At 46.9% G+C, this 13,257-nt stretch carries 8 protein-coding genes; 6 read left to right on the top strand and 2 right to left on the bottom strand.

What is annotated here, in order from left to right; all coding sequences use genetic code 11:
* Window positions 1-87: 87 nt before the first annotated feature.
* From WBG78_RS03865 to WBG78_RS03855, 3 genes are all read left to right on the top strand, one after another.
* Complete coding sequence (locus WBG78_RS03865; protein WP_337325053.1) at window positions 88-2,724, top strand: GH116 family glycosyl-hydrolase; 2,637 nt, start codon at window positions 88-90, stop codon at window positions 2,722-2,724.
* A 266-nt stretch (window positions 2,725-2,990) separates the two neighbouring features.
* Window positions 2,991-5,327: a transglycosylase domain-containing protein gene (locus tag WBG78_RS03860; protein WP_337325052.1), complete on the top strand. Its 2,337-nt coding sequence runs from the start codon at window positions 2,991-2,993 to the stop codon at window positions 5,325-5,327.
* Between the two features lie 89 nt (window positions 5,328-5,416).
* Entirely contained in the window at window positions 5,417-7,507 is a 2,091-nt protein-coding gene (locus WBG78_RS03855) for an outer membrane protein assembly factor BamB family protein (RefSeq protein WP_337325051.1), read from the top strand.
* A gap of 468 nt (window positions 7,508-7,975) precedes the next feature.
* On the opposite strand, the gene WBG78_RS03850 is transcribed toward WBG78_RS03855, so the two are convergent.
* Window positions 7,976-10,357, bottom strand: a complete 2,382-nt coding sequence (locus WBG78_RS03850; RefSeq protein ID WP_337325050.1) for an ABC transporter permease — start codon at window positions 10,355-10,357, stop codon at window positions 7,976-7,978.
* A 134-nt stretch (window positions 10,358-10,491) separates the two neighbouring features.
* Between WBG78_RS03850 and WBG78_RS03845 the strand changes: the two genes are divergently transcribed.
* The 3 genes from WBG78_RS03845 to WBG78_RS03835 all read left to right on the top strand — a co-directional run bounded on the left by WBG78_RS03845 (window position 10,492) and on the right by WBG78_RS03835 (window position 12,861).
* Window positions 10,492-11,055 carry a Crp/Fnr family transcriptional regulator gene (locus WBG78_RS03845; protein WP_337325049.1) on the top strand — a complete coding sequence of 188 codons (564 nt, stop codon included), beginning with the start codon at window positions 10,492-10,494 and terminating at the stop codon, window positions 11,053-11,055.
* A gap of 45 nt (window positions 11,056-11,100) precedes the next feature.
* The gene (lpxA, locus tag WBG78_RS03840) at window positions 11,101-11,877 is read left to right on the top strand and encodes an acyl-ACP--UDP-N-acetylglucosamine O-acyltransferase (protein ID WP_337325048.1); all 777 of its coding nucleotides are present in this window, start codon (window positions 11,101-11,103) and stop codon (window positions 11,875-11,877) included.
* A 114-nt stretch (window positions 11,878-11,991) separates the two neighbouring features.
* The gene (locus WBG78_RS03835) at window positions 11,992-12,861 is read left to right on the top strand and encodes a sugar phosphate isomerase/epimerase family protein (protein ID WP_337325047.1); all 870 of its coding nucleotides are present in this window, start codon (window positions 11,992-11,994) and stop codon (window positions 12,859-12,861) included.
* Here WBG78_RS03835 and WBG78_RS03830 read toward each other — a convergent pair.
* Window positions 12,858-13,256 carry a response regulator gene (locus WBG78_RS03830; RefSeq protein ID WP_337325046.1) on the bottom strand — a complete coding sequence of 133 codons (399 nt, stop codon included), beginning with the start codon at window positions 13,254-13,256 and terminating at the stop codon, window positions 12,858-12,860. The two genes, WBG78_RS03835 and WBG78_RS03830, sit on opposite strands and share 4 nt — an antisense overlap.
* Between the last annotated feature and the right edge of the window lies 1 nt (window position 13,257).

The raw sequence follows: 13,257 nt of genomic DNA, 5'->3' as shown, positions 1-13,257 counted from the left end.
AGCAAACTTAATTTCCGCTCACTTAAGCTATATTGAGGCATCAGCAACCATTCGATTTGTAAGATGCCCATCAAACGCCGAACCTTCATGCGCCAGTCAGGCCTGATTGCCGCTGGCCTGCTTTCCACACAGCTGCCTCTCCGGGCCACGCCCGTCATTGCCGATCCAATACTTGAAAAGAAACTTGACAAGGCCTGGATTAACAGCCTGTTTGAAAGAGGAAAGGCGACAACGTATTTGAAGTCAAAGAATGAACTTGACTTTATTGGAATGCCCGTTGGAGGAATTGGATGTGGTTGCGTGTATCTCGGCGGCGACGGACGGCTTTGGCTGTGGGATGTATTTAACAAGAATCAAACAGGCGTTGTCTATAAGAATGTGAAGTGGCATGAAAAGATCCAATTCAACTTCGACTTTCTAAGACCATTTGACGGCGCCAACTATGTTGAACCGGTAAAAGATGTTCGCCCGTTGGAACAGGGATTTGCCATCAGGATTGAATCGGAAGGAAAGACGATTATCAAAAGACTCCAGGCCGAGGACTGGGAAGAAGTATCGTTCGAAGCAACATATCCAATGGCGACAGTGCGCTACGTCGATAAGAACGTTCCATTTTCCATTACTCTCCGTGCTTACTCTCCCTTCATTCCTCTCAATGCAGAAGACTCAGGCTTGCCAGTTTCCATTCTTTCCTTTACGATAGAAAACAAGACACCGTCGCAGGCCAACGTTACCCTTACCGGCTGGCTTGAAAATAAGTCGAGCATATACAGTGCTGATAGCCAGGAGTACTTTCGGGTGAATGAGGGCGTGAAGGGGGAAGGATTTATTGGCGTGATGGGAACATCGAATAGTTACAACTGGGTAGACGAAACCTTTAGCTCGGCGGGCGACTACGGAAATTTCTGCATTGCCTCTTTTAACGATGGAGCGAAAGTCAATGCAGACGCGTCGATGGATATCAATTCATCGTTGTTTGATAGAGAAAATGCTGCCAAGACAAAAATCGAGCAACGGAAGGCGATAGCAACGGTAGGGAATTCGGTAACAGTGCTGCCGGGTAAATCGCTTTCTCTGGATTTTGGTATCGCCTGGTATTTCCCGAACCTCTCCTTCGAACTCATTAAGAAGGAAGGTGGACGTTACTACGCGAATCAATTCAAGTCATCCTATGAAGTAATAAAATATGTTCGCTCCAATTTTGAACGACTTTCGGGCGAGACAAAGACTTGGTGCGACACTTGGTACGATCAGAGCACGCTTCCGTATTGGTTTCTTGAAAGAACCTTTCTGAACATCTCAACGCTGTCGACAACGACGGTGCATCGTTTTCAATCCGGAAGGTTCTATGCTTGGGAAGGCGTTGGAAGTTGCCCGGGCACTTGTAACCACGTATGGCAATATGCACAGGCCGTTGGACGAATTTTTCCTTCGCTTGAGCGTGATACGAGAGAGCGGGTAGACCTGGGGTTGGCGTTTCATGATGATGGACACATCGGCTTTCGGGGCGAGTACGACACGCAGCCAGCCATTGACGGTCAGGCTGGCAGAATACTGGGTATATTCCGTGAGCATCAGATGAGTGCCGATAACAACTTTCTCAAGCGGAGCTGGCCAAAGATTAGGCATGCTCTTGAATTCCTGCTGGCCCAGGACACGAACGGTGATGGAATGACTGACACTCAGCTGGAGAACACGCTTGATGCCAAGTGGCCTGGTGAGATTGCCTGGATTGTAGGCCTTACTATAACGGCCGTGAAAGCTGGCCAGCGGATGGCTGAAGAAATGGATGACGAAGCCTTTGCAACAAAATGTAAAGTCTATGTTTCCAACGGAATGGCTAACATGGAAAAACATCTGTACAATGGAGAATACTTCATTCATCGTCCGGATGCGCAAAAGGGCCGCACAGTTATCGGGTCTTACAACACCTGCCATATAGACCAGGTCTACGGTCAAAGCTGGGCACATCAGGTTGGATTAGGCCGGGTACTAGACAAAACGAAAACGCTGTCTGCCCTGAAGGCACTTTGGAAATATAATTTTACAACGGATGTTGGGCCTTATCTTAAGGATCATCACGGTGGCAGACCTTATGCACTTGCAGGTGAAGGAGGCATGATCATGAACACGAATCCAAAGAATGAAGAAGTACCGTATGGAGTTAAGGATGCCTGGCAGGTGACATACTTTCATGAATGCATGAGTGGCTTTGAGCACCAGGTTGCCGCTCATATGATGGCAGAGGGAATGGCAGAGGAGTCTTTGATACTTACGCGAGCGATCCATGATCGGTACCATGCGGCCAAACGAAATCCATTCAATGAAGTCGAGTGCAGTGATCATTACGCACGAGCGATGGCAAGCTACGGAACCTATATTACGGCTTGCGGCTTCACCTACCACGGCCCTTCCGGCAGCATTGGCTTCGATCCTAAATTAAATAAAGACAACTTCAAAGCTGCCTTCACGAGTGCAGAGGGATGGGGAACTTATTCGCATACAAAAGAAGGGAAGCAGCACAATCATCACCTCGACTTGAAATACGGAAAGCTGGTATTAAACAATCTCCTGCTTAAGTCCGACCGCCTGAAGGGCCTAACTGTTGCGCTGGATAATGTGCCAGTACGAATTGAATCCGCACTGGAAAATTCATTTGTCCGGATACGCTTTCCGGAGCCTTTGGTACTTGGAAAAGGACAAACGCTTACGGTACGTACCTAACGTTCTGCGAGCAGCAAGTTTTTACGCGAAAGAGGATTAAGCATCAATTTTTGGAAAGTCGCATTTGCCGCTGTTATTTACCGACAATGCAGGCATCAGAACCGAAATTTCAGAAGACGGTTATATATTCTTCTACGTTGTTTATAAATTTGAAATGAGGGCGGACCAAGGGAATAGATCGGCCGTCGCAAGGGCAATTCGTATTAAGTCTCTAATACAACCACGCATATTACCCACCGTTACAGTAGCCTCAGTCCTCTCACCCCATGAACATCTCTAACGAGCGCAGTCATAACGCTCAAAATCAGGACAAGACAAGCATTCTCCTTAGACGGAACATTTGGTTTAAGAGAGGTGTTCGGGCGATATGGATTGGATTCATATGCATTGTGTTTGGTTTACCTATGTATGTTCTTGCAGTAAGTAATGATCTGTTCGGCATCTTCGGAGGACTACCCAGCACCAAGAGCATTGAAAATCCGGAGAACGATTTGTCGTCCGACATAATCTCTGCAGATGGTGTCTCACTCGGGCGATACTATCGCTATAACCGGAGTCAGGTAAGCTATGATCAGCTTTCTCCTGATCTTATCAATACGCTGATTCACTCCGAAGATCATCGGTTCTATGAACACTCCGGTCTCGATTTCTATTCCTACATTCGGGTATTATATGGAATTTTTACATTCAGGGCAGGTGTTAAAGGCGGCGGCAGCACAATTTCACAACAAGTAGCCAAAAATCTATTCGATACCCGCGGCGAAGAATTGTCAGGCTCGGTAAAATTCCCAGGGCCATTGCATGTCCTTGTCAGTAAAACAAAGGAATGGATCATCGCCATTCAGCTGGAAAGGAACCTCACCAAAGAAGAAATCATTGCCATGTACTTCAATACCGTGCCGTTCGGCAGAACGACTTATGGCATAAAGGTGGCTGCAGAAACATACTTCAATAAAGAACCTCATGAACTTACTCTTTCAGAGGCCGCCGTTCTGGTTGGGATGTTGCAGGGCAATTATACATTTAACCCGATCGACAATCCTGAAAATGCATCAAGAAAGAGAAATCAGGTCCTGGCCAAGCTGTTCGATTATGGCTATATCAAAAGTGAGGCAAAGTATGACTCACTGATTAGCAGTCCGATTAAAACAAAGTACAGACTGCGCAATCAGAATGCTGGTCTCGCGACTTACTTCCGCGCTGTAATTAAGACCGATCTTTTGAAATGGGCGAGGTTGAGAAATATTGATCTTGAAGAGTCAGGGTTGAGAATTTATACTACTATCGATAGTCGTATGCAGCGCTACGCTGAGGAGGCGGTATTTGAATCAATGAAACAACAGCAGGTGACTTTCAACAGTCACTTAAATGGACGCAAACCATGGATCGATGAAAACGGAAATGAAATCCAGGGTTTTCTGCAGACGAAGGTAAAAAAGACAGATGCATACAGGCATCTCGTTGCGCGATACGGAGAAAAGAATGATTCTGTTAAGATTATGCTCAACAAGAAAAAGCGGATGTGGGTATTTACCTATACAGGCGAGCGCGATACTTTGTTTAGCACGATGGATTCACTCAACTATTATTTGCGTTTCCTGCAATCGGGTTTTATGTCGATGGATCCATTGACCGGTGCTGTCAAAGCATGGGTGGGTGGCGTGAATTATAAGTACTTCAAATACGATCATGTCAAGCAGGGTAAGCGCCAGCCGGGTTCAACCTTCAAACCATTTGTATACGGCCGCGCGATAGAAGATGGCTACTCACCATGTCTCACCTTGCTGGACATCTCTCCTACTTTCAAGCTTTCCAACGGAGATACGTGGACACCTAGCAATTCTGACGGCACGCGCGGCGACGGGCAGCCAAATACATTGCGACGGGCGATGGCACGTTCATTAAATACAATCACGGCGCAGGTGATGCAAAAGGTCGGCATCGAAAACGTGGTGGACTTTGCATATCGCATGGGGATCACCAGTAAGCTCGATCCAGTTCCATCGCTGTGTTTGGGTGTTAGCGACATTTCTCTATACGAGCTCGTTGCCGCGTATAGCGCTTACGTTAATAGCGGTATCCACACTCAGCCGTTTTATATTACACGGATTGAAGATAAGAATGGCAACGTGCTGGAAAACTTTACTCCAAAGATTCGTCAGGCCGTAAGTGAACAAACCGCATTCAAAATGGTCTACATGCTTATGGGTGGCGTTGAAGAAGAGGGTGGATCATCAAGGGCACTGCCGGAGGATCTTAAGTCTGAAAATGAGATTGGTGGAAAGACAGGCACAACCACAAACGCCTCCGATGGCTGGTATATGGGTATCACTCATAACCTCGTTTCCGGAGCATGGGTAGGTGGAGATGAGCGATCTATTCATTATCGGACATGGAGCTTAGGCCAGGGTGGGAATACTGCTCGGCCTATCTGGGCAAGATACATGCAGCGCGTATACGCTGATCGTAGCCTGGAATACAAGAAGGGCGCCTTCAAAAGACCCGAGGATGGTTTGGATGCAAGCCTGGATTGCAGCGCATATGTCAATCCTGATACTCCTGATAGTGATCCTGATGACAACGCATCGAACCCAAACTATTAGTATTACCTTTTAAGAACATTCCTTCTAAATTCGTAGTGTGTCTAAACGGTCAGGCACTTCAATATCACATAACTGTGAATACGAATTTCATGAAAATATCTCGACTCCTTTTGGTTCTGGCGGCGGCATGTCTGATGTGCTGTCGCACCGAAAAAGCTAACGATCCAAACAGCTGGCCCACGTTCGGGCACGATGCCACCAATAACAAGTTCTCGGCTTTGTCGAAGATTGATACTTCGAATGTTAGTCAGCTTAAAGAGGCATGGAGGTTTGAAGACAGCGCTGAAGGTGGGGGGCTGTATTTCAACCCGGTTATGATGAAAAACCGCGTGATCGGATTGATGCCATCGAACAAACTTGTTGCGCTTGATGCCGGCACGGGGAAACTGTTGTGGGAGTTTGAACCGGATACATCATCGATTCCAAACTGGTCGCGGGGAATAACTTACCATCCAGGCAATCCCGACCGGATACTACTTGTTTCAGGCGGTACATTGTATTCTATCAATGCTGAAAATGGTAGTCTGATATCAGACTTCGGAAAAAACGGACGTGTTGATTTTTATGAAGGTCTTGAAGTTCCGGATTCGATGCGTACTCGTGTGCCTGTTTCAACCAATGCACCTGGTGTGGTATTCAATAATGAATTGTTCATTGTGGGTTGTAAGGTGCCAGACGAACTTCCATCAATAGCAGGAGACATTCGGGCATTTAATATCAATACGGGAAAGCTGGCGTGGGTTTTTCATGTGATCCCCAAGCCTGGTGAATACGGAGCAGATACCTGGGGAAGCGACCCCCGTAGTCGCAACGGTGGGGCTAACTGCTGGGCGGGTATGGCCCTCGACGAAAAGCGAGGCATTGTGTTTGTTCCTACGGCTTCACCATCCTTTGACTTTTATGGTGCAGATCGCCCTGGTCAAAACCTGTTTGCCAATTGTCTACTGGCGCTAAATGCAAAGACAGGTGAACGGATCTGGCACTATCAAACCACGCATCATGATCTATGGGATAGAGACAATGGCTCACCGCCCAACCTCGTTACTGTAAAGCGCGATGGTAAAGATGTCGATGCTGTTGCTCTTGTGACCAAGATGGGTTACCTGTTCCTGTTCGATCGTGAGACAGGCAAGTCTCTATTTGAAGTCAATGAAGTTCCGGTAGATACTGTAAGCCGAATGCCAGGGGAGAAACCATGGCCAACCCAACCGCTACCTGCAAATCCACCATTCGCCCGTCAGGGCTATCGCGAGGAGCTGTTCGGACGTTCTTCTCAATGGATTAAGGACGAGATTACTAAAAACAAATACAAAACTGGTATTTATGAGCCGCCTTCTATTGATGGTTCAATAATACTGCCCACCGCACACGGCGGATCAAATTGGGGCGGAGCGGCTGTAAACCCTGCAACGAACCTGCTATTTGTCAATGCTACCGACATGCCCTGGATACTCAAGCTTACTGACTTGAAACAAATTCGTGCGGCGAACCAGCGCAATCCGGAGGTTCTGTTCAGGACCTATTGCAGCAGCTGTCATGGTATGGATAAGAAGGGGTCGGGTGTCGGCCCGGACCTTACAACGCGCGTTCAGAAATACAGAAACGCCCAAATCGCAAGCATACTGGAGAAAGGCGCCCCGCCTATGCCATCGTTCAAATTCCTCTCGAAAGAACAAATTGCTGCAATCATTGCCTATGTTAAGGATACCGTTGCAACGCAGTCGTTCGAGACAGCCGCTATTCCAGAGAATAACGAACCCTACGGCTTCAACGGATACAACTTTTATCTCGACCCTGAAGGGCATCCAGCTATCGCACCACCCTACGGCACGCTCACATCCATCGACCTGAATACCGGCGACATTGTCTGGCAGGTTCCACTTGGTGAAGATCCAAGATTGAAGAAGCTTGGTATTTCTAACTCTGGAATGTTTAATCGCGGTGGTTGTATAGCTACAGCAGGTGGTTTGATTTTTATTGCGTCTACCGGCGACAACATGTTTCGGGCATTTGATCAGAACACAGGAAAAATCCTTTGGGAGCAGAAGCTTCCGGGTATGGCAAGTTCAATACCGTCCACCTATGCGATTGGAGACAGGCAATACGTTGTGTTGTCTGTAAATGCGGAACCAGACAATAACTTCAAGGGAGGTTATATCGCGTTTGCACTTCCAAGGTGACGAGATATTTTTTTGAATGCGCCGCAAGTCGGGAGCGGAGGGTCCAAAAACTACTGACCTTTTGACAGACTGAGGGCCCGAATTTGGTAAGCTTCTTTATCTGGTAAGCCACATTTAATATAGCGTAGGTTTCATTGACCTTTCATTAAGGGTTCATTGAGGTTCGGTCAAGTCTATCTCAAGTTGTCGACATGTCAATTTGACAGTGGCAGTGTGCTGAGGGTCATTCGGGGCCGACGTAACGGCTATTGGGCTAGAGAATACGGAGAAGTGTGGGAACGACTGGGAGAAGTGCGGCAACAGAGCGTTGTGAGAGCGTTGTGAGTGCGTTGTGAGTGCGTTGTGGGAGCGGCATGAGAGCGTTAAAACAGCGGCAGAACAAGGGAAAAGTCTTACCTCTGGTAAGTCTCTGGTAAGTCTCTGGCTGGGTGAAGGCGCTCGATGAAGGGAGTTAGGGAGCTGTTAAGTCTATTCATTCTTCAAGCAATTGACAGGATTCGTTCCTGCCGCGGAAATCGACTTAACCCCAACTGAAGCAATTGCCAGAAACGTGGATAGCGAGATCGCAATTATAAACACATCCTTTGTGACGTCTATTCTGTAGGCAAAACCTGAAAGCCACTGCTCCAGGAAATAAGATGAAGCTGGCAATGCAAGAATACCAGCCACTACTACCAACAATAAAAATTCTGAGGATAGCAATACGGTGATCCGGGGTGTGGAGGCGCCTAAAACCTTTCGAATACCTATCTCCTTTACGCGTGACTCAGTCATCAATGCAGTGATCCCAAACAAGCCGAGACAAGCGAGACCAACCGACAGCATGCAAAAGAAAAATGTTAGCCGGGAGAACTGAGCCTCCTGTCTGTACATGTCGCCGACATGTTCATCAAGCACGACGAAGTTAAAAGGCAGGTTCGGAACGAGCTCACGCCAATCTGCTTCGATTTTGCCCAATACCTCATTCAGCTTATGAGGCGCTATACGAATGTAGAGGTATTCCACTTTCGTTTTGGGGATCAGCATAATCAACGGTGCTACTACTGTATGCAGACTGGCGAAGTGAAAATCCTCCACTACGCCAATAACCTTTCCGGTCTGCCCATACGAATGCAGTCTTCTGGCAAGGGCATCTGAATTCCTCCATCCTAACATCTTAACAGCGGCTTCGTTCAAAACAAACGACGTGCTGTCAGTTAGTGGTTCAGTAAATGATCTTCCGGCCACTACCTTGATTCCCATCGTCTCGATGAAATTGGGATACATTCTGAACATGCTGATCATTTGTGGTTCCTCGGAGCTGCCTTCCTCCACGACGTCGGTATTCCCTTGTTGCCCATCGAACATATCGCGGCTCGCCGAAACACTAACTATCTCCTCATGCTGCATTATTTTCGTTCTGATTGTTGGATAATGCCTTCTCATTTCTTTGTCTGGAAGGTGCAGAACAATAATACCGTCCTTGTTGTATCCAAGTGGTTTTGCCTGAACAAAGTCCATCTGTTTTTTCACGACAATACTAGCAGCGATCAGAACCGTTGTTACAAAAAACTGACAAACTATCACCGCCTTTCTGAAGGACATTTTCCGCCTGCCCCTGGAAAGTGCACTTCTCCCTTTTAGTGCCTGGCGAGCGCTGAGGCTTGCCAGAAATATCCCGGGATAAACTCCCGCCAGGAGGCCAATCAAAAAAACGATTACCAGGTAAACAGGAATCCACCGGAGGTGAAGCGCAAGTGTGGATGAAAGACTAACATTTGGAATCAATCCGGAAATCACGGCAAGCAGATGGATAATTACAGCGAGCACTAAGCCTACCGTTGCCTGCAACAGAGATTCACAAACGAATTGCATGAAAATACCCTTGCTGGTAGATCCGAGCGTACGCTTCACACCTGCCTCTTTCATTCGATTAATCGAAAGTGTTGTAGACAGATTAGCAAAATTAAAGCAGGCTATAATGAATATTAGTGAAGCAATCGCGAGTAATCCCATCGTATACCGATAGTCGCCTTTTGTTGAAATGCCGTCGCGCTCCAGGATGTCGCGGGAATGCAGATAAACATCATCTATGTGCTGTAGTTGGTAACTGATCTTTTTGGCGTCCTCCAAAGACCGGTAACGGCCAATAAAACCGGGAAACTTGGCCTCAACACTTTTTGCATCGACACCTTCGCGCAGTCGTACGTAAGTCGGAAACGAGGTCCAGGCCCAGCTTTCCAATGAGAGCGGTATACCTCTAGGAGGAGTAAACGTTTCAAATGAAACGAGTATGTCAAACCTGAAATGCGACTTACGCGTTTCAGAGGATACACCTGTGATCTGCAACAGCTGACCATTCACCACCAACGTCTTGTCTATGGGATCATCCTTTCCAAAGTATTTGGTAGCAAACTCGGAAGTAATGACTGCAGTATTTATCCTCTGAAGTGCTGTATTCGAATTGCCTTTTTCCAGTGGAAATGTAAGCACTTTAAAAAAATTGGAATCAGCAAAGAAAACACGATTCTCATAAAACTTGCGATCACCGACTTCAACAATAACGTCGTCCGCGTGACGCAGCCTTACGGCCGCTTCAACTTCGGGAATGTCTGTCATCAGAGTTGGGGCAAGCAACGGGGTCGCTGCAGCCTGACTCAGGGCTCCTGAAGGAGATTGCGTTATGGTGTTCAGGCGATAGACATTCTCCGATAATCGATGAAATCTGTCGTAGGAAAACTCCTCGTAAACATACTGGAGGATAATGATTGAGGCCGACAGCCCGATTGCCAGCCCCCCCAGATTGATCAAGGTGTATATCTTATATCTGGACGCATGGCGGAGAGCGATGAGGATTCCTCTTATAATCATGAAAGCATCAACTTGAATCAAGTTAATGAATTGAATTGTTTATGAAGCCGCGAACCAGTTATAAATACAAGAATAGCCGGTGAACTGACGACCTGGTTTCTTTTTCACAGGCTTTTTCTAAATTGATACGCCCGATGAAAGAGCTTATAACTTACATAGAAAGATTCCAACCCCTCGATGCTGAGACGAAAACTGCTGTTGAGAACGCATTCAGGGAAGAGCGATTAAAGCGAAATGATTTCCTGGCCGAGGAAGGGAAAGTCACCTCTAAGATCTATTTTATCAAATTTGGGCTGGCACGAAGATTTCGGCTTAGCGACGGCGAAGACATAACGACCTGGCTATATCATGACGAACACTGGATCACTTCGATTGCAAGCTACTTTAGTCAACTACCATCGAAGGAATACATCCAGGCATGTGAAGATACCTCTGTGTTCTCCATAACCTACACTGCAGAACAGGAGTTGCTTAAATATCCATTGTTTCTGAAATTTCATACTACTTTCCTTAGGTGCTCAATCGCAGCGTTTGACGACTTCCACTTCACCTTTGGGCCACTTTCAAGTCAGGGCAAATATCTTTACCTAATGGACAAATTTCCGTTGATCATACAGCGGGCAAAACAAAAGTACATTGCGTCGCTTCTAAATGTGAGCCAGGAAACGCTTAGCAGAATCCGAAGTTCGATTATTTGACGTAATGTCAAGAAATGCCTCGCTGATTGGTGCTTGCTTTGCAGTATGATTTTAGAAACATCTGCAATCGGCGATTGCGCGTCTATCGGTGAGAACGTGAAGATCGGCAATTTTACTACTATTGAAGATGATGTTGTCGTTGGCAGTAATACGATTATTGGAAACAATGTTTCTCTTCTCAACGGCACGCGCATAGGGAGTCACTGCGTCGTTCACTCGGGCGCCGTTCTAGGCGGAACACCGCAGGACCTAAAGTATAGGAACGAATATACTCGCCTTGAAATTGGTGATCGCAACAGGATCCATGAGTTCGTTACTATAAATAAAGGAACTAAATCAAAAGGCGTAACCCGCATCGGTAGCGACAATCTGATCATGGCAGGAGCACACATTGGCCACGATTGTGTAATCGGCAATCATTGCGTTATCGGATTTAGCACCGGTATTGCCGGCGAAGTCACTATTGGTGACTATGCCAACATTAGTGGCCTTAGTGGCGTACACCAGTTTTGCAGAATTGGTTCGCACGTGATGATCAGTGGCCTAAGCAAGGTTGTGAAAGACGTACCTCCGTACATCATTGCTGGCAGGGACCCGCTTTCCTATGCCGGGATCAACACCATTGGACTCAGGCGCCGGGGATTTGAACAGGCAGCGCTTGATGAGTTGAAGGAAATCTATAATATCATCTTCAGGAAAAATATGAACACAACGGCTGCACTGGAGTACATCTGCAGTTCCCTCCAGCCATCCCCTGCCAGAGAACAAATCGTGGAATTCATCGCACAATCCAGACGAGGAATTCTTAAAGCACGGAATTAACAGGAACACAGCGATTGTTCAACGACGGGGCAGTTAGTGTAGTTGTTACCAATCTTAAGCGGCGATATTGAATTGAGCAATGCAATCCCTATATTGGATTAAGCAATTGCATAAATGAATTCTTCGCGACGCACATGGCTAAAGACGTCGGCTATGCTGACAGCGCTGGCCGCCTCTGGAATAGCTTCTTTTGGTGGGCCCAAATCCGTTATCAAGATCAGCGCCTGCGATTGGTCGCTTGGAAAGAGTAGTGATCCGGGATCATTCGTCATAGCAAAGCAAATCGGATTGCAGGGAGTACAATTAAACCTGGGCAATGTCGAAAATGATCTTCACCTCAGACGACCCGATGTGCTTAACAAATTTCTTGCAGCATCGAAGCAAACCGGGATAGGCATCTCGAGCATTGCCATTGCTGAAATGAATCGCGTTCCATACAAGACCGATCCCCGAACTGATCAATGGGTGTCCGACGCCATCGACGTGGCCGTTGCCTGTGGTGTGAGCGTGATCCTACTTGCTTTCTTTGACAAAGGTGACCTTCGAAATGATCCCAACGGGATGGCTACCGTTATCAGCAAACTAAAAAAGGTTGCTCCCAAAGCCGAAGCGAAGGGTATCGTTCTTGGTATTGAATCTTACCTGAGCGCACCGGAATTAATTAACATCATCGACAGCGTCGGCTCACCTAACGTGAAGGTTTACTACGACTTCAGGAACTCAGCAGACGCCGGCTATGATGTCATTGGGGAATTGAAGCTGCTTGGAAAGGACCGAATCTGCGAGCTTCACATGAAAGAAAACGGAAGTCTTCTTCGTAACGGCTCCATGGACTGGACCAGGATATGTGACACATTGAACTCAATGGATTTCATTGGCTCAGGTTGGATGCAGATCGAAGGCGGAAGACCACAGAACAGTGACGTCGTGACCAGCTATAAAGATAACCTTGACTTTCTGAAGAAAAAGTTCGGATACGCTTAATCCTTTCTTCCAAATGTATCAATCATCCTTCCAATCAGTGTTTTCAACTCCTCGTATGTATCGGGCTTCAAAAACAATTCAATTCCCTGCTTCTTACAACTTTCTATGAACCTGGAGTCATGATAGGTCGAATAGATCACAGTTGCTACTGAACCGTATCTTGCCTCCTGACGAATGAGTTTAATAGTCTCGCTACCCTTAAGTCGCGGCATGTTCTGATCAAGAATTACCAAATCAGGAAGGTTAGTATCATTCTCCATGCGCTCGAGGGCCGTAAGAACCTGTTCGCCATCGCCCACGATAATCAGTTCGATGTTTCGATTTATGTCCTGGATCACTTCGCTGAAAATTTGCTGGTCGTCCAGATCGTCTTCTGCAAGCAATATACGTCTCATA

Source organism: Chryseolinea sp. T2 (assembly GCF_037203685.1).
Lineage (GTDB): Bacteria > Bacteroidota > Bacteroidia > Cytophagales > Cyclobacteriaceae > Chryseolinea.
Note: the sequence above shows the minus strand (reverse complement) of the source record. Positions and strands in the feature narration are given on the sequence as shown.

Bases quoted from the DNA above. Each gene is read 5' to 3' on its own strand.
- WBG78_RS03865 (WP_337325053.1), top strand. From the start codon at position 88: ATGCGCCAGTCAGGCCTGATTGCCGCTGGCCTGCTTTCCACACAGCTG.
- WBG78_RS03860 (WP_337325052.1), top strand. From the start codon at position 2,991: ATGAACATCTCTAACGAGCGCAGTCATAACGCTCAAAATCAGGACAAG.
- WBG78_RS03855 (WP_337325051.1), top strand. From the start codon at position 5,417: ATGAAAATATCTCGACTCCTTTTGGTTCTGGCGGCGGCATGTCTGATG.
- WBG78_RS03850 (WP_337325050.1), bottom strand. From the start codon at position 10,357: ATGATTATAAGAGGAATCCTCATCGCTCTCCGCCATGCGTCCAGATAT.
- WBG78_RS03845 (WP_337325049.1), top strand. From the start codon at position 10,492: ATGAAAGAGCTTATAACTTACATAGAAAGATTCCAACCCCTCGATGCT.
- lpxA (WP_337325048.1), top strand. From the start codon at position 11,101: ATGATTTTAGAAACATCTGCAATCGGCGATTGCGCGTCTATCGGTGAG.
- WBG78_RS03835 (WP_337325047.1), top strand. From the start codon at position 11,992: ATGAATTCTTCGCGACGCACATGGCTAAAGACGTCGGCTATGCTGACA.
- WBG78_RS03830 (WP_337325046.1), bottom strand. From the start codon at position 13,256: ATGAGACGTATATTGCTTGCAGAAGACGATCTGGACGACCAGCAAATT.